This window comes from Rathayibacter iranicus NCPPB 2253 = VKM Ac-1602 (assembly GCF_003149025.1).
Lineage (GTDB): Bacteria > Actinomycetota > Actinomycetes > Actinomycetales > Microbacteriaceae > Rathayibacter > Rathayibacter iranicus.
The window spans coordinates 23,300-43,515 of record NZ_QGDV01000007.1 but is presented as its reverse complement, the minus strand read 5'-3'; the positions used below and the strand labels follow the sequence as shown (position 1 = coordinate 43,515).

The following is a 20,216-nucleotide window of genomic DNA, read 5'->3' as shown; positions in this document are numbered from 1 at the left end:
CTCGTGGTCCTTCTCGTCGTGTCGGCGTGTTCGTCGGTTCCGGTGACGGAGCGGCGGGATGCGGCGGGAATGACGCAGGCGGAGGTGGCGGCGTTGACTTTGGAGGAGGAGTTCGAGTTGAATGCGCAGCATTATGTGCATGCGGAGGAGTTGTTGCGGGATGCGCAGTTGCGGATTAGTGACGGCGTCTGGATGTGGAACGGCGGGGAGACGTTGCCGGAGGAGGGGTTTAATGGTGGTGTAGGGGGTGGTCTTCCGGGTGGGACGGGTAAGATCAGTTACTACGTCACGTGTACTCGGATCATCAAGCCTCCGGGGGCTCAAGGGGCGAAGGCGGATCTGGATCCGATGGTGGCGTATTTCGAGGAGCAGGGGTGGGAGTACTTTGTTCGGGAGAAGTCTAAGAGCGCGGATTTGTGGGGGATCACGGGTGACGGCTACCAGATCAACTATTTCATTCAGGCGAGTGGTCAGTACTCGATCCAGGTGTATAGCGAGTTGTTTTGGACGAACGATGCTCATGCATTGTTTGAAGCGGTCGCGTCCCGGGATTACGACCCGTTCCCGGAGGAGTCGCTTCCCGGTGTGTATGTCCCCTTTCCTCAATGGGATGCTCCGATCCGTCCGTTGGGTCGTCCGTGACTTCTTTGAGGATGGCAACGAGGATCGCAGGGGTTCTCGTGGTCCTTCTTGTCGTGTCGGCGTGTTCATCGATTCCGATGACGGAGCGGCGAGATGCGGCGGGGATGACGCAGGCGGAGGTGGCGGCGTTGACTTTGGAGGAGGAGTTCGAGTTAAATGCGCAGCATTATGTGCATATGAACGAGTTGTTGCGGGATGCGCAGTTGCGGATTAGTGACGGTGTGTGGAGGTGGAACGGTGGGGAGACGTTGCCCGAGGAGGGGTTCAATGGTGGCGTGGGTGGGGGTCTTCCGGGTGGGACAGGTGAGAACAGCTACTACGTGCAAGGGGGTCGAATTATCACCCCGGAGGGGGCGAACGGTTCTCTCTCGGACCTGGATCCGATGCGGAAGTATTTCGAGGAGCAGGGGTGGCAGTATTTCACACGGGAGCACACAACGGACGCCGATTTGTGGGGTATCACGGGTGATGGCTATCGGATTAACTATTATATCCAGGCGAGTGGAGTGTATTCAATTCAGGTGTATAGCGAGTTGTTTTGGACGAACGATGCTCATGCATTGTTCGAAGCGGTCGCGTCTCGGGATTACGATCCGTTCCCGGAGGAGTCGCTTCCCGGCGTGTATGTCCCCTTTCCTCGATGGGACAACCCGATCCGTCCGCTGGGCCGCCAGTGATACCCAGAAGGGCGGCGGACCCGAAAGTCCACCGCCCTTCTGCGGTGAAAGCGAAGCGGAGTGCGCGGCGGACGTTCCGTGCGGTGCTGGCTACAACACTGTTGGTGATGTTGCTCTGCGGGTGCGGAGCGAATGAAGAGAGGAACACGATGGCGGAGCGGCGGGATGCGGTGGGATGACTCAGGCGGAGGTGGCGGAGTTGTCTTTGGAGGAAGAGTTCGAGCTGAATGCGCAGCATTACGTGCACATGAACGAGTTGTTGCGGGATGCGCAGTTGCGGATCAGTGATGGTATCTGGAGATGGCACGGTGGGGAGACGCTGCCCGAGGAAGGGTTCAGTGGTGGTGTAGGGGGTGGTCTTCCGGGTGGGACGGGTGAGAACAGCTACTACGTGAGAGGTGGTCGAATTATCACCCCGGAGGGGGCGAATGGTTCTCTCTCGGACTTGGATCCGATGCGGAAGTATTTCGAGGAGCAGGGGTGGCAGTATTTCACGCGGGAGTATACGACCAACGCCGAATTGTGGGGTATCACGGGTGATGGCTATCGGGTGAAGTACTTCATTCAGGCGAGTGGAGTGTATTCGATCCAGGTGTATAGCGAACTGTTTTGGACGAACGATGCACATGCGCTGTTCGATGCGGTCGCGTCGCGAGACGTTCCTGAGTTCCCTGATGAGTCTCTCCCTGGTTTTTACGCCCCGTTCCCACGCTGGGATGCTCCGCTTCACCCCCGCGGTCGCCAATGACACGCACAGGGGCGGCGAACCCGAAGGTCCGCCGCCCCTGTCAGAAGCATCCGATCAGGACTGCGCGTCCTCCTGGACGGCGTGCTTGGCCTCGCGAGCCGAGTCCGACACGTCGTCGGCAGCGGAACCGCCGGCCTCCTTGACGTTCTGCGCGGCATCCGTCGCAGTCTCCTTGACCGCGGAGAACGCCTGCTGCGCGGGCTCGCGGAGTTCGCTGGCGGCCTCCTTCGCGGCGTCTGTCACCGTGTCAACGACCGGCTGCGCCTGCTCCTTGACGCGGCTTGCTGCTTCCTTCTCCTGACTGGACGCCGGGATCAGCGAGGCGACCAGCAGACCGGCGCCGAAGGCAATCAGGCCGACCGCGAACGGGTTGCCCTCGGCCTTCGCCTTGGCAGAGCCGGCTCCGCTCGAGAGCGAGTCGGAAGCCTCGTGGGCCGAGCCCATCACGCGGTCGCGGACCGAGCCCACGGCCGATTTCACCCTGTCGGTCTGCCGCTGAGCGATGGCGCTCGGGCTGACCTTCTCGGCGAGAGCGTCGACGTCGCCGCCGAGCTCGAGGCGAGTGTGTTCGATATCCGCGCGAATCTCGTCGGCGCTCTTCGGCGAATCCGCACTCTGCGGCGTGTTCTCTGTGTTGTAGGTCATCGTCCTGCCCCGTTCGGCTTGAGGGTTTCGGGAATCTTCTTGAGGGAGTCGACCGTTTCTGGGGCGCCGTCGACCTCCTTGAGGCTCTTGCGCCCGACGGAGTAGAGGATCGCGGCAATAACGCCCCAGATCACTGCCACGACAACTCCCGACCAGCCATTGCCGATCAGCGTGCCGAGGCCCCACCAGAGGGCAATCGAGAGGAAGAGCACGGCCATCAGCGCGGCATAGCCTGCACCCCCCAGCAGGCCTGCGCCCTTGCCCGCTTTGCTAGCGGACTCCTTCAGCTCGGCCTTAGCGAGCGCCATCTCCTGACGGATCAGGGTCGAAAGGTCGCGGGAGACCTCGCCGAGCAGATCGCCCAGCGACGTCGAGCCGGCCCGCTGGTCGGCGGTCGGTTCCGAGGAGCCTGCGCGATGCGCGCCCGACAGGTCGCTCACAGTCGGGTCCCACCGGGGAAGGAGTCGTAGCCGGTCGCGGTGGGCGGAGTGCTCAGCGGATCGGCGATTGGCTCAGTCGGCAGGTAGTCGCGCTCCAGAGAACTCGACCCGACGGTTCCGTAGGCGGAGGGCGCGGGAGCGTCGAACTCGGGTCCGTCGGTGCGGGAGGTGGTCGCCTCCTTCTCGTCCTTCGCCTCGGCGGTCAGCGCGCGGATGAGGCGCCCGCCGACCAGTCCGGCGGCGGCAGCAATCGCGATGAACGCTCCCGGACGGCGTCGTGCGAACGAGCGGACGTCGTCGAGCAGTTCGGAAGGGTCGCGATTTTCGAGCCACTGGGCCACGCCCTGGGCGCGGGAGGCCGCCTGCGAGACGAGGTTCGCTGCCGCATTCTCGTTGCCGCCTTCGCCGTTCGCGAGTGCGGTCAGATCGTCGCTGAAGGCGCGGACGCCCTTGGCGGCGTTCTCCTTCTGCGCGTGCGCCTGTTCGGTGAACTGCGTTCGGCTCTGGTTGTAGAGGTCCTTGACCTGGACCTTGGCCTCCTGAACCACAGTGGCGGCCTCGTCTTTGCCGGTCGAGAGCACCTCGCTCGCGGCCTGTTTGGCGTCGCCGGCGACGACGCCGGCCTGCTCCTTCGCGGTGCCTGCCGTCTCCTTCGCCGAGTCGACTGCGCCACCGGAGCCGGATGCGGCGTGCGCCCCAGTCTCGGTGGAGGTCTCGGTCGCGCCGAAGTTCGCGGCGCCGTTTCCAAATGGAGGTGAAGCGGGATCGATGTTCGACATCGTGTGTCCCTTCCAGGGTCGTGGTGTGGATGGCGTGCCGGCGCCGCCCAGTCTGGACGGGGCGTCGAAGCATCGGGAAGGGAGTAGCGGTCGGCTCCTCAAGGGGGATAACATCCCGCGCCCACGAGGTCGCCGGAGCTGTCGATCCTGAGAGCGGCCAGGACATTGTCTCGCGACGGGCGTCAAGCCCCTTCTGGCCGTCCGACGGGGCTGCTTACCGTCGAAGGACAGGCAGTAGATGTCCGATCCACCCGAATCATTCGACTACCGGAAAGGCACACCAGTCATGTTCTTCCACCGTCAGGAACTGCAATTCACGGCCACGCCCTCACGGCCCGACGCAGTCTTTGCCCGCCGATTCCAAGAGGTGCTCGGTGGCCAATACGGCGAGATCACCGTGGCGATGCAGTACGGATTTCAGGCCTGGAACGCGCACGACCCGGGCAAGTACCGGGACCTCTTGTTTGGCATCGGTGCCGAGGAGTTCGGTCACGTCGAGATGATCGCCGTCATGATCGCCCAGCTGCTCGAGAAGGCTCCGGTCGAGCAGTCCGAGGCTGCCATGACCAAGGACCCGGTTCTCGCGGCCGTGGTCGGTGGTATGGATGTGCAGGCGGCGATCGTCGCCGGAGCCGGGGTCCGGCCTGTCGACAGCATGGGCAACCCGTGGCAGGGCTCCTACATCACCGCCAGCGGAAACCTGCTCGCCGATTTCACGGCGAACGCTAACGCCGAGATGCAGGGGCGTCTTCAGGTCGCGCGGCTCTACCACATGACCGACGACCACGGAGTGCGCGACCTGCTCTCGTTCCTCCTGGCTCGCGACACCATGCACCAGAACCAGTGGATCGCGGCGGCTGCCGAGTTGCGCGCCGAGGGCAAGGAGGATCTGCCCGTGCCCTCGAACTTCCCGATCTCGAAGGAGGAGCGCTCGGTGTCGTACGAATACATCAATTTCTCGGATGGCGCGGCCGCGTCGGAGGGGACTTGGGCGTCCGGCCCGACCCCCGATGGCAAGGGCGAGTTCAGTTACCGCGTCGCAGAGCCGGGCGCTGGAGTCATGATGCCACCGCCCACTCAGCCGGACGAGCGCTTCTACGGCACCGACCCGAAGCCGAACATCGTCGAGAAGGCAGTGGGGGCCGTGAAGGATGCGGTGACGGGCAAGTGAGGGCCGCACGCCTCCTTGGGGCCCTGGGCGCCTCCGTTCTCGCGGTCGGCCTGCTGGCCGGCTGCACGGGCGATGCTCAGACGCCGAACCAGTCGGGAAGCGCCGTTCCCACCAGCGCTGACGACGGGTCGACCCCGACTCCCACCATGCAGCCGACGCAGACGGCCCCGTCCGAGATGGCCACTCCCGCGACCTGAGTGCTCCGTCTCGGGACCGAGCTGCGCAGTCCGAGCGCGAATATTGCCAGTCCACGCGTGTCCTCGGCAAGCCCCTTTTCGTATTCAGCCGACCGGCAGTCTTCGGCCTTACGGTCGTGCCAACGATCAGCAAAGGAGGCACCACCATGGGGCTCGATGACAAGATCAAGAACGCCGCTCAGGACATCGCCGGCAAGGCGAAGGAAGCCCTGGGCGACCACAAGAACGATGACAGCCTGAAGGCCGAAGGCCAGAAGGACCAGGCTGCGGCCTCGACCAAGAAGGTCGGCGAAGACGTCAAGGATGTCTTCAAGTAGGTCACACCTCTACCGCGAAGGCGGCGCTCCCCTTAGGGGGGCGCCGCCTTCGTCATCGGTACGCGGAGCGGATCCCCGCGGCGGCTACGGGTGCAGCACGACCTTGATGCAGCCGTCCTCCTTCTTCTGGAACGTCTCATAGAGGCCGGGAGCGTCCTCGAGGGGAGCGCGATGCGTGGTGAGATCCAGGACTCCCAGCGGGTCGGCCGGATCCTCGACCAGTGGTAGCAGCTCATCAATCCAGCGCTTCACGTTGCACTGCCCCATCTTCACTGTGACCTGCTTGTCGAACATCGACTTCAGCGGCAGTGGGTCGGCCTCGCCGCCATAGACGCCGCTGAGCGAGACCGTCCCCCCGCGGCGCACGAGATCCAGGGAGGCAGTCACCGCAGCGAGTCGATCGACCCCCACCGTGTCCATCGCCTTGCGGGCGATCGGATCAGGGAGTATCCCGGCCATCGTCTGGGCGAGGGAGCCCATCGGGGACCCGTGCGCCTCCATACCGACCGCGTCGACGACGGAGTCGGGTCCGCGCCCGTCGGTGAGGTCACGGAGCTGGTCGGCGATGTCGTCCGAGAGATCGAACGTCTCGACGCCGTGGCGGGCCGCCATCTCGCGGCGCTCGGCAACCGGATCGACCGCGAGCACGCGGTAGCCCTTGTGTACGCCGATGCGCGTGGCGAACTGGCCGACCGGGCCGAGTCCGAAGACGACGAGCGATCCGCCATCGGGTACCTGCGCATAGTCGACGCCCTGCCACGCGGTGGGCACGATGTCGCTGAGGAAGAGGTAACGCTCGTCGGGCAGGTCGGACCCGACGACGACCGTGTTGTAGTCAGCCAGCGGAACTCGCAGGAATTCGGCCTGCCCGCCGGGGACCTGGCCGTACATCTTGGTGTAGCCAAACAGTGCGGCTCCGGACCCGTACTCGGTCACCTGCGTCGTCTCGCACTGCGACTGCAGGCCGCGGCGACACATGAAGCACTCGCCGCAGGCGATGTTAAAGGGAACGACGACTCGGTCGCCAACCCGCAGCGTTGTCACTCCCGCGCCGACCTCCTCCACGATGCCCATTGGTTCGTGCCCCAGCACGTCGCCCTTGTCGAGGTACGGGCCGAGGATTCGATACAGGTGCAGGTCGGAGCCGCAGATCGCGGTCGAGGTGATCCGGACGATGGCGTCGGTCGGCTGCTGGATGCGGGGGTCGGGTACGGTCTCGACCGAGACCTTCTCGATGCCCTGCCAGGTAAGTGCTCGCATGTGTGTCTCCGTTCTCCGGTTCACGCCGGGTTGAGGTCCAGCGCACACCAGCGCGGCACGGGAGGGGAGGGGCTTGACGCCCTTCTCGGAGCGAATCGACGGTTCGACACCACGCGGGCATGCGGCGTTCACCTCGCTCACGGCGGCGGGGTGATGGGATGGACGGATGGATGCTCTTTACACCGCCATCGCCCACGCCTCCGGTGGAGGACGCGACGGCCACGTCCGCACAGAGGACGACCGTCTCGACCTCGATACCCGCGCCCCCGAAGAGCTCGGCGGCTCCGGGGAGGGAACCAACCCCGAACAGCTTTTCGCCGCCGGCTATTCGGCCTGCTTCCTCAGCGCACTGCACGGAGCCGGCCGGCAGCTGAAGATTGACACGACCGACGCAGCCGTCTCGGCCAGCGTCTCGATCGGCAAGAACGACTCCGGCGGGTTCGGTCTCTCGGTCGAACTCGACGTCTACGTGCCGAAGGCGAGCGCCGAGGAGGCGCAGAACGTTGCCGACGCGGCGCACCAGCTCTGCCCCTACTCGAACGCCACGCGGGGCAACATTCCCGTGCAGATCAACCTGGTCGACTGAGCAGCGGTAGCACGACGGCGCCTCTCCAGGGCTAGGCAGGGGCCGTCGTCTGCATCCGCTCAGCGACCAACGGAGCACGCTCCGTTAGGGTCGCACCATGAGTGAGGACCTGTCGCAAGAAGAGACCCTGGCACGAGCCGAACTGGTGCAGATTCGCCAAAGCATCGACAACATCGACGCGGCGCTGATCCACCTGCTCGCGGAGCGCTTCAAGTTCACGCAAAAGGTCGGACGGCTCAAGGCAGCTCACGGATTGCCGCCCGCCGATCTGGATCGCGAGGCGAGCCAGATTGCGCGACTGCGGGCGCTCGCCGAGGAGTCGCACCTCGATCCCGCGTTCGCCGAGAAGTTCCTCGGGTTCATCGTCGCCGAGGTCATTCACCACCACGAGCGCATCGCGAGCGGTATCGAGGACTGAATCGCCTGCTCCCGTGTCTCTCGCCGCACCACTGCGTGGTGAGCGAGCGGATCGGGGCGGTCAGTACTCCATGCCGCGTGCGGTGCAGAGATTTTCGCCCTGAACTCAGTCGGTGCCAACGCGCTTGCTCAGCAACGTCCTCACGCTCGTCAGCGCGAAGGCCGCGCTGACGCACAGCGACAGGACGGAGGCGGCCACATAGGTTGTCTCGACGGAGGTGGTCTCGGAAATCAACCCGCCGAGCGCATTCCCGAGAGGAATCCCTGCCCCGAGCGTGAGAAGTCGTCCTGCGATAGCGACCCGGCCCTGGATATGGTCAGCCGCAAGGCTGTGACGCAGCGCCGCGGAACCGACGAAGACCACGATGAAGGGGACAGCCCAGAGACCCACGACCGCCAGGGTGAAAGCGGGCGATCGGGCGACAAGCATCCCCGAGAGAGCCACCGCGGCACAGAGGAAGCTGATCGAAGTCACGAGAAGCGGGTGCCTCGTGAACGGAATTCTTGTGAGGAGCCAGGACCCGAACGCGGACCCGATGGCAATCGCCGTGTACGCCTGGGCCACGAGCGCCGTGCCTTCTTCGTGTCCGTAGCGACCGGAGAAGAGCACGACAAGTTGCCCGAGGACAAGGCCTTCGGTGAGGGCGAAGAAAAAAGCGGCGGTAGTGACGCGCCGGACAGGGAGAGTTCCCCACATAAAAGCGAAGCCAGAGAAGGCCGCTGACCATGTCGGCCTCGACCTCGGTACCGCATCGGCTGCATCGAGGCGGCCGCAGATGGCCCTGAGGAGAATCGCCGACCCCAGAAGCCCGACGGCTTCAATGAAGAAGACATTTGTCGCGCTCGTCTCATGGAGGGCGACACCAGTGGCGAGAGGTGCCGCTATTTCCACGATTGCGGAGAATCCCGCGACAGACGCGCTCGCGCGCTGAAGACCATCCGCTCCAACGAGTGTCCGTAGTGCACCTGCATGTGCCGAATCGGTTGCAACGAACAAGACATTTGTGACGACGAGGACCGTCAAGAGGATGGGCAGGCTCAAGCTGCCGAGGAGTGCGCTGGCTGCCATTCCTGCGAGAGCAAGCCCACGCAGGAGGGTGCAGACGACGAGCACCGGACCCCGAGGCCACCGATCCACGAGGTGACCGACCGGTATGCCGAAAGCGAAGTAGCTCGCACCGCCAATGCCCGAGGTGAGTCCCGTCAGAACTGCTGAGCCCGTAGAGGCGTACACAAGGACGGGGACGACAACGGTGGTCGCTGCCGCCCCCGCGATCGAAATGAGCCTTGCCGACAGATACACGACGAAGACGGTTTTGCCGTCTGCGGTCTCTGAAGGTGGTGTGTTCGATATCGTCACTGGTGGTCCTCAATCGACTTCACATAGCCTACTCTGAGAAATGTCTTGGCGAGGGTTATTGCCGCTGACCTACCAATGTGGGCACTCATGTCCGCGACGGTGATAGCTGAATTTTCTTGAAGAATCTTGAGAGCTGGCATCGCTTTCGCGTTCATCCTGTAAGTCCTCAGCCCGACTGTTACATCAACTTTGCCGTCCGGCGCATCGTTCACCGTGAGAACACGCTGTCCCTCGACTCGAATCAATCTGCTCGTCTCATCAAGGGCAGCTTCGGATTCTGCCAAGTTTTCAAAAAAATTTATATGCCCTGTGCCGGTTTGCCTGGCGGCTCTGGCTATAGCACGGTTAAAGGTTTCCACAACGTCTAATGTGCCAAGCTTGAAAATGAGTCGTTGAAAGGCACGACTCAACGCTTCGGTCACGTTTGCAGAGCGCGATTCATTGAGTGTCGGCTGCTCGGCGAAGGCTTCATCGTCCTCCGTGATGTCTTTGACTACATCCTGAAGAAGCTCGGAGAGTGACCGAGGCTTGGTCGTGACGGAAAGGTGGAAAGACATCTGGTCCACGGAGGACGCAACGTGGGGAGTTCCCCAGGGAAGATAAAGCACATCCCCGGGATTCATGACGAACCCCATCGTGGGCTCTCCTAGTGCTTGAGTATCGAGGGCGTAGCCGACCGGCGGGCGCGGAGTGATGGTCTCCCACACGCGCCACTTCTTCTGACCGTAGAGCTGGATGACGAACACCTCTGTATTGTCCAGGTGAGGGGCGAATCCTTGGACTCCACCTCCTGGCGTCAGAAAGGAGACCACGTCGCTTCGGCAGCCAAGCGCCCGAGAGAGGGTCGATGTAACCTCGCGAAGATTCGCGTTGAAGTGATTCATCGAATTCCAAGTGACCGTTGCTCCGCCTTGGAAAGCCTCAATTACCTTCTCAGGATCGATGACGTCGTCCATATGTGAGAGTTGGACTCGAGTCAGCTTAGTAAAAACGCCATCTCGAATCTGATCTCCCTCCTTCGCCATGCGAAAGTAAGGCGGGCGAATTGCTTCACTCGTGAGTAGGTCATCAACTTCTTTGAGAGTCAGCAACTCATGTGGCGCGGGTATGGCGCCAACACGAAGTAAAGGCTTCTTGTCTCTATATTCATCGAGGAATGTGTCAGCGTCTCCAGCCAGGTTCTCAAACTTTATGTTAGTCAAGGGTCGTGCCTCTCTTGCGTCAGTGATGATGAGGGTTGGGCAGGACGAAAATCCCGGGGAAGGCCGCTGCTGCTAAGTACCGGGTGGCCAGCCCCGACAAGGTACGTTGGAAACTCTTCTGACGGATCGAGATTCAGGAGTTCGCTGACCTGGGAATCTTCGAAAGCGGCAGTCTGAAATGGTCCTAGATTCACCGCTGTCGCTGCGAGCGCGAAGGTCTGGGCGACGTGACCGGCGTTGTACATCCACGTGCGGTAAGCGCGAGGATGTCGGTACTTGTAGGCGATCCTGGTGAGGACAGATGTCATGAATACTGAGAATCCCGAATCAACCGCATGCGGCTGGCTTGCTACGATTGGTAGTAGGTATTCACGGTCGGGCAAGGGTGCTACGAACTCGAGCGAGTGCTCAAGGGTATTGTAGTGATAGATTGCCGCCTCTAGTTCTGAGATATTGTAAGCGAGAACGTACGCCTCTACGTCATGCCGGGAGCCTCCAGCGGGACTCGCTTTGACGAGTTGTGTTCCTAGGGGGCCGGTGTCCTGGAAATTCGTCGCTCCGAAGGAGCGCGCAAGGACGGTGGTGAGGTCGTTAAGACTTACTGGCCGAGCGGTGAAGTCTCTATGCGTCCGCCGTCTTGAAAATGCGTCGTCGAGGGGGACTAAAAGCGGAGGAAGAAGTCGCGGAAGATAAACACGTTTCGCTTGCGGATAGTGCTTTACGCGGGCGGGTTGGCTGTCCTGAGCAAATTGCTTTGCTAATTCGGAAGACCGTTCGGAACGGAAGGGGACGAAGCCGACGTCCAACGTGGCGTGATGAAAGGCTAGCGCGTCAGGACCGAATGCGGCCGCCCACTTGCATGCTTCGCCGGTGAAACCATCGGTCGACTCGATGAACCCTAATTGGAGAAGTTCCTCGAGGAGTGTTTGAATCGCTGGCCGAGCGACCTCTGGATATTCGGCGAGTAGGGTCTCGAGATCGACCGGGCTCGCGACTCGATTGATGATGCTGAGAACATTCGCGGTGACGCGAAGTCGGTTTCTAGATCGGAGATTACTAAGTACGGCCTTCCCGTCAATCCATCGGACGGACAAGTTTGAGCTTTGAACTAGCGACAATTTTGCCTCAATGACAAGAAAAGATGAAGCGGGGCGGACGTGATTGCCCGCCCCGCGAGCAATGATGCACTAAGAGATGTTGGCCAGTGGCATGAGCTCTGATGCGTCTGCGATCAGCTCGATTTCGAGATCGATGTCTTTTTCCATGTGGTCACCCCCCTTTCTTGTTTGTTGCGCTCTTCGCCTGGATCGGCGATAAGTGATGGCATGGTCGAACGCCACCTCGGAAGCGATGAGATCCCATCGCCCGTGTCCTCTTTATCGAGGAGTCCGGACGGAGCACGCGTTGACTGACGGCGACGGTGAAGGTTGGGAGAATCTGGAGGAGTCGACGCCGTCCCCAATTCCAGTGTCCTATCCGAATGCTGGAGTTCAGCACAAAGACGTTCCTGTTACCTAGTTCTCTCTTCAGGGGCGGGCATCTCTCGGGTGCGCGAGCGAGGACGTTGTGCATTGCCGGGCGATGAATCAAACCTGCCGGGTGGCCGGAGTTGGAATGGACGTCCTCCGGGACCTCACCGCCGAAGATCTCCGAGGTTGCACGCGAGGAAGGTCTGCACATCCCGTCGAAGACTTCTTGGCGCAGCTCAGCCCTCGATGCGGAGCAGCCCCGGCAGTGGCGCGGTGCGCTCGCGAAGCACGCCGAGTAACAGCGGATAGTCGGGGAAGAACTCATCCCGACGCAGCATGGGCAGGCGTAGCCCGAGCGGCACCCGGGTGACGCGGCCGCTCGTCTCGATGAGGGTCAGGCGCAGACCGCTCCGCCCGGTCGGACTGCTTGCGACCACGGAGCGCAGCGCGTCGAGTGGAAAGACCAGGCCGTCGATCTGGATCGCCGACGCGGAGACGATGATCGTCTTGGGCAGCCCGGGTCGAAGCGCGAGGCGCGCGGCGGTCAGACCAAGCGGTAGGGAGAGGGCCGCGATCACGGAGCCCGCGATGATCTGGTGTCTCTCGCCAGAGGGGGCGTCAGCGAGGGCGACCGCCAGGATTCCCGCGGCGAACGCCTCGGTGGCGACGATGACGAGCACGAGAGCCCGCCGACGCAGCGGAGCGAGAAGTGGGCGGAAGAGCACCGCGTGCGCGCCTGTCGCGTCGGCGGGGGCGACAGCGTCGCGGATGTGGGCGACAGCACCGAGGTCGGCGAGCAGGGCGGCCAGATCCTCGGGGCGGTAGTGAGCGCAGCGGACGTCGACCCCATCACCGCGGCACCAGGCGACGAAGCCGTCACCGTCGCGCGACTCCATGAAACGGACCGACCGGCGGGGCCACTGCTCGCGCCGCCGGTGTCCGCGCATCAGCACAACTCGAGTCTCGGTGGTCATGATGCGGGTCGGCGTGAGGACGAAGAGGGACACGGCCGAGGCGAGGCCGACTGCTGCGGTCACGGCGAGGAAGATGAGGGCGAGGATCGATTCGTCGAGGACGCCGCGTCGATCGGCAAGAATCGCGAAGGGGATGAGCACGGCGGCGAGGCCCGCTCCGACCAGCCGGAAAAAGAGCGCACGCAGGCGGAGAAGGGCCGACGGGCCATACAGACGCCCGGCCCGGATCACCGCTGGTTCCGACTCCACCGCGTCAGGGTATCCCTCACTGTGCGGGGGTAGGTGGGCAGGCGCAGAGACGGCGCGATCCTCGCCTCATCCGTCCCTAGCTCGGGGTACTTCGCGCAAGAATCCATCCGACATATGCCGGGCGACGGCTCAGGAGCCGCCGCCCGAGCGGGCTACGCCTCGACGGTGCGTCGCAGGGCGCGGACGGAGGTGACCCGACGTCGAGCGATGGCGACGACGGTCAGCAGCAGTCCGAACAGTAGCCAGACCACGAGTCCGACGACCGCGCCGGCTGTTCCCTCCGTCCCCTCGACGACTCCCGAGAGCACGTTCTGCGCGGCGGACAGCGGCAGGAAGCCGAGCACATCGGTGAACAGACCCGGCACGGTCGAGATGATGCCCGCGCCGAGCGCGATCACCGCCGCGACCATCGAGAGGAACCGGCCGACGCCTCCGAGCAGTGCCACGAGGCCCTGGTTGACGGCGGCGAACGACGCCCCCGCCAGCATCGAGAGCAGGGCGAAGCCGACCCAACGGCCGAACTCCAGACTTGCGACGTTGCTCATCACGATCGCCACCGCGAGGCCCTGCACGACTCCGATCACGAGAGCGGGCACGTAGGAGGAGAGGGCCAGCGCCGCGGAGGAGCGGGTCGAGGAGAGCGCGCGGTGCGAGAACGCGGCGAGCACGAGGAACGTCGCGAGGGCGCCGAGCCAGAGGGCGATGGTCGTGAAGAACGGGACGCTGGCCGCTCCGAAGAGGTCATTCGTGTTGCTCGCGTTCTCGACCGGGTCCGAGACGACGTCGGCGAGGTTCGTCGACTCGGACTCGGTGTAGGTCGGCAGTTGGGCGACGGCTGCGTCGAGTCCCGTAGCGAGCGAGCGGGTGCCGTCGGTGAGCTGCACCGCGCCGTCGGAAACCCCGGTCGCGCCATCTGCGAGCTGGGTGGCTCCGTCGGCAGCGGAGGAGGCGCCCGTCGCGAGCTGGGCCGCCCCTCCCGCAGCGGTGGTCGCGCCGGCCGCGAGGTCGCGGGCTCCTTGCGCCGCGCTGGTCGCTCCGGTGGCGAGCTGAGCTGCGCCGCCCGCGGCCGCGTCGGCTCCGCCGGCCAGCTGCGTCAGGCCGCCGGAGAGTTGGCCGATGCCATCAGCGAGGGAGCGGGCACCTGTGGCGGACTGCCCGACGGCGTCGATCAGCGAGGGTTGCCCGCCGCCGCCGGTGCGGATTCCCGCGTCGATCCCGGCCACCGCGCCCGCCGTCTGCTGGGTGAGGGTGACCGCGCCGGTGGGTCCGCTCGCCGAGGCGAGGACGGCCTTGGCCGCGACGCACTGCTCGGTGCTGCACCACTCGAGCACGGTCGAGAGGCCGGCCAGCGTCTGCGCGGTGGCTGTGGCAGCGCCCGCGCTCAGGGCGGCAACCTGCTGCGTCCCCTCGCCGGTCTTCTCCACTCCGCCCCTGAGCTGGTCGAGGCCGTCAGCGAGGGAGGAGGCGCCGCCCTGCAACGTCGCCGCCCCCGTTGCGGAGCTGCGGGCACCCGTGGCGAGCTGCGCGACTCCGCCCGAGAGATCGGACGCGCCAGTACCCAGCTGCCCGACGCCGTCGGCGAGGGAGGAGGCGCCGGTGCCGAGCTGTGCGACTCCGTTCGACAGGGACGAGGCGCCCGTCGCGAGCTCGCCGACGCCGGTCGCGAGGCTGCCCGTGCCATCGGCGAGGGAGGAGGCGCCCGTGCTGAGCTGGTCCGCGCCGTCGGCGAGGGTCCCGGCTCCGTCGGCTGCCTGGCTGATGTTGTCGTGCAGGGTGTTGAAGCCGACGTAGACGTTCTCGAGATACGCGGTGGTGAGCTGCGTGTTCAGCAGTGAGGTGGCGGTGCTGGTGACGGTCGCCGAGATCGCGTCGTCGACGAGCTTGGCTTTCTGGCTGGTGGCGATGTCGATGGTCGCCTTGGTCGCCTGCGCAGCCTCGCCCGAGTACGAGGTGGCCGCGGCCGAGAAGGAGGAGGGGATGGTCACGACGGTCGCGTAGCTGCCGTCGGCCAGGCCCTTGGCGGCGTCGTCCTTGTCGGTGAGAACCCAGGTGAAGTTGCCGGTCGAGTCCGAACCGGAGACATTCGGCGCAAGTGTGGTGCTCGGCGAGGGCGTCGCGGTCGAGGAGTCGTTGCCACCCGTGACGAGACCGGAGGCGAGCTGGCGCCCGAGCGGAACGGTCTGCCCGTTGACCTCGACGGGCGTGTCCTCATTGACCACGGCGGCCGTGATCCGGTCGAGGCGCTCGGTCGGGTTCCATAGCGCCCAGACGAGGAGGCCGCCGATCACGAGGGGGACGAGGACGATCCCGAGAAGGGTCACCCCGGACACCTTCTTGACTCCGCGCGGGCGTTCGAGGGAGAAGCGAACCATCTGTCAGAGGACCTTTGCGATCGCGCGGCGTTCGGCCGCGGGGGAGACCGCGAGCGTGCCGCGGTCGGTGGGGAGGACGTCATCGAGCGCGTCGGCGTCGATGGCGGAGACGACCACGGTGAACCTGCCGTCGGCGGCGCGGGCCGCGTGGAGTTCGGCCCGGATTGCCTCGCGCAGCAGCGGATCGGTGACCGTGTCGAGGTCATCGAGTACCAGGATCGACGGGGCCGACTCGAGGGCCGAGCGCACCTCGGCGACAGGATCGGCTACTCCGGTCAGGCGCACCAGCCCGACCTTGGCGCGCACGGCGCCCGAGCGTATCGGCACCACCAGGCCCGCGACTTTCAAGCGCCCGGAATCGGGGGCGAGACGGCCGGCGATGCTCAGCAGCAGCGCGGTGCGGCCTGAGCGGTGCGGGCCGTGCACGACGAGGGAGGATCCGGCCGCGACCCGCAGCGACACATCGCGGTACACGGGTCCATCGGGGCCGTCGAGGCACAGGCCCTCGGCGGCGATCGCGTCGGTCGCGCCCGGCTCCGGCCAGTCGGCGAGCGCGAGCTCCTTCGTCAGGCCCTCGCCCTCCACGTCGAAGGAGGGCAGGATGCGGTCGAGCCACCGCGGCATGTGCCACGCGCGGTCGCCGAGGAGGTGCAGCACGGCGGGCACCAGCGTCATCCGCACGATGAACGCGTCAACGAAGACGCCCACGGCCAGGCCGAGCGCGATCGGCTTGATGTTGGTGTCCCCCTCCGGCACGAAGGCGGCGAAGACCGAGAACATGATGATCGCGGCGGCCGTGACCACCTTGGCCGAGCCGACGAAGCCCGACTCGACGGCCGCTCGCGCTGGCCGACCGTGCACGTAGTCCTCGCGCATCCGCGAAACCAGGAATACCTCGTAGTCCATCGCCAGGCCGAAGAGCACGCCCATCAGGATGATCGGCATGAAGCTGATGATCGGTCCGGTCTTGTCGACGTGCAGCGCCTCAGAGAACCAGCCCCACTCGAAGACTGCGGCCACGGCACCGAAGGAGGCGCCGACGGAGAGTAGGTAGCCCAGCGTCGCCTTGATCGGCACCCAGAGCGAGCGGAACACCATCGTCAGCAGCACCAGCGACAGGCCGACCACGAGCAGACCGAACGGCAGCAGCGCCTTGGCGAGCGTGTCCGAGATATCGATACCGACCGCGGTCTGGCCGGTCACCGCGAGGTCGACGCCGTACTCCCGCTGGAAGTCGTCGTGCTTGTCGCGGATCTCGGCGACCAGCGCCTTGGTTGCCTCGGAGTCCGGGCCGCCCTCCGGGATCACCTGGATGATGCCGGTGTCGGCGGTCCCGTTCGGCGTCGCAAGCGGCACCGAGGCGACTCCGTCGAGCCTCTCGATCTCGCCTTTCAGGTCGTTCATCAAGCCGAGCGGATCGGTCGAGCCGATGATCGTGCCGGTGACGATGAGCGGGCCATTGTAGCCGGCTCCGAAGTTCTCGGCGAGGAGGTCGTAAGTGGTGCGCGCCGGCGTGCCCTCGGCCTGGTAGCCCGCATCAGGCAGGGCGAGGCGCAGGCTGAGCGCCGGGATGCTGGCGACGCCGAGCACGCCGATCACCGCGATGATCGTGACGATCGGGAAGCGGGTGACGACCCGGACCCAGCCGCGGAAGAAGCCACGGGGGACCTCGGCGTGCGCGTGCGAGCCCGGGGAGGGCACGGCCGCGTGTCCTGGTGCCTCGGAGTCGACGTGGGTGCCCGAGGTGGCCGCGGCCCGCTTCTTCAGGCGGCGCTCCTTGGGGCGCAGACGTCCGCCCGCGAAGCCGAGCAGCGCGGGGGTCAGGGTGAGGGCGATGACCACGGCGATGGCGACTCCGCCCGCCGCCGCGATGCCCATCGTGGTGAGGAAGGGGATGCCCGCGACCGACAGGCCGACCAGGGCGATGATGACGGTCAGGCCGGCGAAGACGACAGCGGAGCCGGCGGTCGCGGTCGCGCGCGCGGTCGACTCCTCCGGATCCATGCCCTGGCGCAGCTGGTCCTGGTGGCGGCTGATGATGAACAGGGCGTAGTCGATTCCGACCGCAAGTCCCAGCATCAGGGCCAGGAGGGGCGTGGTCGACGAGATCGAGGCGAAGCGGGTGGCGATGAAAATTGCCGACATCGAGAGCGCGACGCCGAGCAGAGCGGTGACCAGCGGCATCCCGGCGGCCAGGAACGAGCCGAAGGTGAGCACGAGCACGACGAGCGCGACCACCAGGCCGATCGCTTCGGTGATCGTCACGCCGGGCAAGTTCTGCGCGAAGAGGTCGCCGCCGAGCGAGACGACGGAGCCGGCGGGCAGGGCGTCCTGGAGGGTCGTCGCCTCGGCCTTGAGCGCATCGCGGCTGGCGGTGCTCGTGGTGGTGGCCGAACCGTCCATCTGCGCGGTGACGACCAGAGCGTTGCCCGCCTTGGAGATCGTGCCCGACACGCTGTCGGAGTAGGGATCGGTGACCGCTGCCACTTCATCGACGTTGCCGAGGGCGGCGACCGCATCGCTGACCGGCCCCTTCACGTCGGCGTCCTGGACGCTGCCTCCCTCGGGCGCGATGACGACGTAGCGGGCCGACGTGCCGCTGACCTGGGGGAAGGTGCGCTCGAGTTGGTCGAGCGCGGTCTGGGACTGCGTGCCGGGGATGGAGAAGGTGTTGTCGGTGCCCTGGTTGAGCAGCAGCGCTCCGCCTCCGCCCGCCACGACGATGAGCAGCCAGAGGACGGCGACGAGGCGGTGGGCGCGGTACACGCGACGACCGAGACGGTAGAGCAGCGACGACACGCGGTCTCCTGACGGTGGGTGGGAGGGAGGCGATACGTCTCTGTACCTGGGCGCCAGGGTGGGGCTGGGTGCCGCGACGGGGACTGGCTTCGATACACGAGCGTATCCGATACGACGCCGTATTCGATACAGGAACGTATCGCGTACAGTGAGGGTCGACGAAGGCATTGACAATCTGGGAGGTGCACACAGTGACGGCGATCGAGCCCACTGCTCCCGAGACCTCCCGACGCGGGCGCACGCGCGAGCGCCTGCTCGACGCCGCCTACGACGTCTTCGCCGAGACCGGCGTGCACTCCGCCTCCGTCGAGCAGATCTGCGAGCGCGCGAGCTTCTCGCGCGGTGCTTTCTACTCCAACTTCTCCTCGAAAGAGGAGCTGTTCTTCGCCCTGATGGAGCGGGAGAACGGCGCTCGGATCACCGGCCTCGTCGAGCAAATGGGTCGCACCATCCCCCGGGTCGTCGAGTCGGACGAGCCACTGAGCGCCGAGACCCTCGCGGTGGTCATCCTCGACTTCCTTCAGGGGCCGGTGACCGACAGTCGGCGGTGGTGCGTGGTGGAGTCGGAGTTCGAGCTGTTGGCCCTGCGCGATCCGCGCATTGCGCCGCAGTACCGGGACTTCCGGGCCCGGTTCGACGCCTCCCTCGTGCAGATCGTGCACGGGGCGCTGCGCCAGGTGCGGCGGGATTTTTCGCTCGAGCCGACGACAGCTGTGCGGCTGCTGGTCGCGGGCTATGACGACGCGGTCAAGCAGTCGATGCTCGAGGACGAGTCGGAGTCGGCGGCGCTCGAGCGGCTACGGACGACGTTGACGGCGATTGTGCTGGCGATCTCGGTCGCCGACTCCTGAGGCCGGTGCGTACTGTGCCCTCCACGCGACGCAGGGAGAGAGTTGCTTCTGCTCGGGCCGCTGGGACGCGGTGCGGGGAGGTCGTGTTCCCAACGAAGGAAGGATTCGTGTCGGCGCTCGCAGATCCGCGTGAATCGGGGCCGGGTACGCGATCCTTCCTTCGTTGGGAACGGCCCGCGGTGAACCGCCGCGTGTGTGGGTGCCTGGACCGTTCATCCTTCGTTCGACAGGTGCTCAGTCGAGGGAGGCCAGCTCTTCAGCGGTGAGCTGCAGGTCGGCTGTCGTCGCGGAGTCGCGGATGCTTTCGGGCCGGGAAGTGCCGGGGATCGGCAGCACGTTAGGGGCCTTCGGCTAGAGTCGCGGCATGGTCCGGACGACGCAGCGGCTCGTGATCGCTTTCTCTGTAGTGCTCCTACTCGCGGGCTGCACGGCTCCCGGACCAGGCGGAGCGGAGGCGGTCGGGACAGCGGATGTACCCGCGGCGGAGTCTGCGGGTGCCGGGTCCGATGGGCGGACGGCCGGTGGCGGGTCGCCGCGGCCCGTGCCGAGTGTGTCGATCACTCCGGCGCCGGTTGCGAGCGACACGGGCGAGTGCGCGAGTCAGACCGTCGGTGCCGGCACCCTCGACGGAATCAGGCTTGAGGTGGTGCGCGATCGCGGCACGCGGGTGGGCGCGACCGGGGTGGTGCGGACCGCTTCCGATGGCACGGTTGCCGCGTACGTTGTCGCCGCAGGCGATATCAGCGAGCGGATTGCCGACCGCTTCTGCGTGAGCACGGAGTATCTCGACGCCCTCAACTCGGTGCGTCGCGATGGCGTGAGCATCACCAGTCTCTTCGGTGGCGACACGCTGAACCTGAGCCCGTCGACGGTGCTGAGCGTGGGCGATCAGAACGGCCGCGTGCTCGACAACGCTGAGCCGGACGACCTGCCGGCGCAGTCGGGCTGACGGCGCGGACGCGGCCCCTGGGGGCCGACGCGAGAGCGCAAAAGTTGTCGCACTCGGCGTCGAGTGCGACAACTTTTGGACATTCGCGAAAGCGCGGGCGCGCGGGCGGCGC

The 20,216-nt window shown here is 65.5% G+C and carries 20 protein-coding genes; 10 read left to right on the top strand and 10 right to left on the bottom strand.

Annotated elements, in window-relative coordinates; all coding sequences use genetic code 11:
• Window positions 1-3 precede the first annotated feature (3 nt).
• The 3 genes from B0H03_RS09025 (at window position 4) to B0H03_RS09015 (ending at window position 2,067) form a co-directional block, all read left to right on the top strand.
• Entirely contained in the window at window positions 4-642 is a 639-nt protein-coding gene (locus tag B0H03_RS09025) for a hypothetical protein (RefSeq protein ID WP_127844031.1), read from the top strand.
• A gap of 38 nt (window positions 643-680) precedes the next feature.
• Entirely contained in the window at window positions 681-1,319 is a 639-nt protein-coding gene (locus B0H03_RS09020; protein WP_146082769.1) for a hypothetical protein, read from the top strand.
• Between the two features lie 175 nt (window positions 1,320-1,494).
• A complete protein-coding gene (locus B0H03_RS09015) occupies window positions 1,495-2,067 on the top strand; it encodes a hypothetical protein (protein WP_104265941.1) in 573 nt (190 codons plus the stop codon).
• Window positions 2,068-2,121: 54 nt separating this feature from the next.
• On the opposite strand, the gene B0H03_RS09010 is transcribed toward B0H03_RS09015, so the two are convergent.
• From B0H03_RS09010 to B0H03_RS09000, 3 genes are read right to left on the bottom strand one after another with little or no spacing between them, the layout of a single operon-like run.
• Window positions 2,122-2,712, bottom strand: a complete 591-nt coding sequence (locus tag B0H03_RS09010) for a DUF3618 domain-containing protein (RefSeq protein ID WP_104265942.1) — start codon at window positions 2,710-2,712, stop codon at window positions 2,122-2,124.
• On the bottom strand, window positions 2,709-3,152 hold the full coding sequence (locus B0H03_RS09005; RefSeq protein WP_241560462.1) for a phage holin family protein: 444 nt from the start codon (window positions 3,150-3,152) through the stop codon (window positions 2,709-2,711). Before B0H03_RS09005 ends, B0H03_RS09010 begins: the two co-directional genes overlap by 4 nt.
• Window positions 3,149-3,931 carry an ATP synthase subunit B family protein gene (locus tag B0H03_RS09000; protein ID WP_104265943.1) on the bottom strand — a complete coding sequence of 261 codons (783 nt, stop codon included), beginning with the start codon at window positions 3,929-3,931 and terminating at the stop codon, window positions 3,149-3,151. The genes B0H03_RS09005 and B0H03_RS09000 overlap by 4 nt, the downstream gene beginning before the upstream one ends.
• A 286-nt stretch (window positions 3,932-4,217) precedes the next feature.
• Between B0H03_RS09000 and B0H03_RS08995 the strand changes: the two genes are divergently transcribed.
• From B0H03_RS08995 to B0H03_RS08985, 3 genes are all read left to right on the top strand, one after another.
• A complete protein-coding gene (locus B0H03_RS08995) occupies window positions 4,218-5,102 on the top strand; it encodes a manganese catalase (RefSeq protein ID WP_104265976.1) in 885 nt (294 codons plus the stop codon).
• Window positions 5,099-5,299: a hypothetical protein gene (locus B0H03_RS08990; protein WP_104265944.1), complete on the top strand. Its 201-nt coding sequence runs from the start codon at window positions 5,099-5,101 to the stop codon at window positions 5,297-5,299. Before B0H03_RS08995 ends, B0H03_RS08990 begins: the two co-directional genes overlap by 4 nt.
• Window positions 5,300-5,445: 146 nt before the next feature.
• Window positions 5,446-5,616: a CsbD family protein gene (locus tag B0H03_RS08985; protein WP_085477811.1), complete on the top strand. Its 171-nt coding sequence runs from the start codon at window positions 5,446-5,448 to the stop codon at window positions 5,614-5,616.
• 84 nt (window positions 5,617-5,700) lie between these two features.
• Here the strand turns inward: B0H03_RS08985 and B0H03_RS08980 are convergent, their stop codons facing one another.
• Complete coding sequence (locus tag B0H03_RS08980; RefSeq protein ID WP_104265945.1) at window positions 5,701-6,876, bottom strand: zinc-dependent alcohol dehydrogenase; 1,176 nt, start codon at window positions 6,874-6,876, stop codon at window positions 5,701-5,703.
• Window positions 6,877-7,042: 166 nt separating this feature from the next.
• On the opposite strand from B0H03_RS08980, the gene B0H03_RS08975 reads away from it, so the two are divergent.
• Both B0H03_RS08975 and B0H03_RS08970 read left to right on the top strand, forming a co-directional pair.
• The gene (locus B0H03_RS08975; RefSeq protein ID WP_104265946.1) at window positions 7,043-7,462 is read left to right on the top strand and encodes an organic hydroperoxide resistance protein; all 420 of its coding nucleotides are present in this window, start codon (window positions 7,043-7,045) and stop codon (window positions 7,460-7,462) included.
• Window positions 7,463-7,559: 97 nt separating this feature from the next.
• Window positions 7,560-7,880: a chorismate mutase gene (locus B0H03_RS08970; protein ID WP_104265947.1), complete on the top strand. Its 321-nt coding sequence runs from the start codon at window positions 7,560-7,562 to the stop codon at window positions 7,878-7,880.
• A 105-nt stretch (window positions 7,881-7,985) separates the two neighbouring features.
• On the opposite strand, the gene B0H03_RS08965 is transcribed toward B0H03_RS08970, so the two are convergent.
• The 6 genes from B0H03_RS08965 to B0H03_RS08940 all read right to left on the bottom strand — a co-directional run bounded on the left by B0H03_RS08965 (window position 7,986) and on the right by B0H03_RS08940 (window position 18,304).
• The gene (locus B0H03_RS08965; protein ID WP_104265948.1) at window positions 7,986-9,239 is read right to left on the bottom strand and encodes an MFS transporter; all 1,254 of its coding nucleotides are present in this window, start codon (window positions 9,237-9,239) and stop codon (window positions 7,986-7,988) included.
• On the bottom strand, window positions 9,236-10,441 hold the full coding sequence (locus tag B0H03_RS08960) for a cupin domain-containing protein (protein WP_160487304.1): 1,206 nt from the start codon (window positions 10,439-10,441) through the stop codon (window positions 9,236-9,238). The genes B0H03_RS08965 and B0H03_RS08960 overlap by 4 nt, the downstream gene beginning before the upstream one ends.
• Window positions 10,438-11,247: a SagB/ThcOx family dehydrogenase gene (locus B0H03_RS17455; RefSeq protein WP_160487303.1), complete on the bottom strand. Its 810-nt coding sequence runs from the start codon at window positions 11,245-11,247 to the stop codon at window positions 10,438-10,440. The genes B0H03_RS08960 and B0H03_RS17455 overlap by 4 nt, the downstream gene beginning before the upstream one ends.
• Before the next feature lie 899 nt (window positions 11,248-12,146).
• Entirely contained in the window at window positions 12,147-13,133 is a 987-nt protein-coding gene (locus B0H03_RS08950; protein WP_104354390.1) for a hypothetical protein, read from the bottom strand.
• Between the two features lie 152 nt (window positions 13,134-13,285).
• Window positions 13,286-15,454, bottom strand: coding sequence for a YhgE/Pip domain-containing protein (locus B0H03_RS08945; protein ID WP_241560463.1), 2,169 nt, complete (start codon window positions 15,452-15,454; stop codon window positions 13,286-13,288).
• Between the two features lie 54 nt (window positions 15,455-15,508).
• On the bottom strand, window positions 15,509-18,304 hold the full coding sequence (locus B0H03_RS08940; RefSeq protein ID WP_104265953.1) for an MMPL family transporter: 2,796 nt from the start codon (window positions 18,302-18,304) through the stop codon (window positions 15,509-15,511).
• Window positions 18,305-18,486: 182 nt separating this feature from the next.
• On the opposite strand from B0H03_RS08940, the gene B0H03_RS08935 reads away from it, so the two are divergent.
• The gene (locus tag B0H03_RS08935; protein WP_160487302.1) at window positions 18,487-19,155 is read left to right on the top strand and encodes a TetR/AcrR family transcriptional regulator; all 669 of its coding nucleotides are present in this window, start codon (window positions 18,487-18,489) and stop codon (window positions 19,153-19,155) included.
• A 364-nt stretch (window positions 19,156-19,519) separates the two neighbouring features.
• A complete protein-coding gene (locus B0H03_RS08925) occupies window positions 19,520-20,104 on the top strand; it encodes a hypothetical protein (RefSeq protein WP_104265955.1) in 585 nt (194 codons plus the stop codon).
• Window positions 20,105-20,216: the final 112 nt, after the last annotated feature.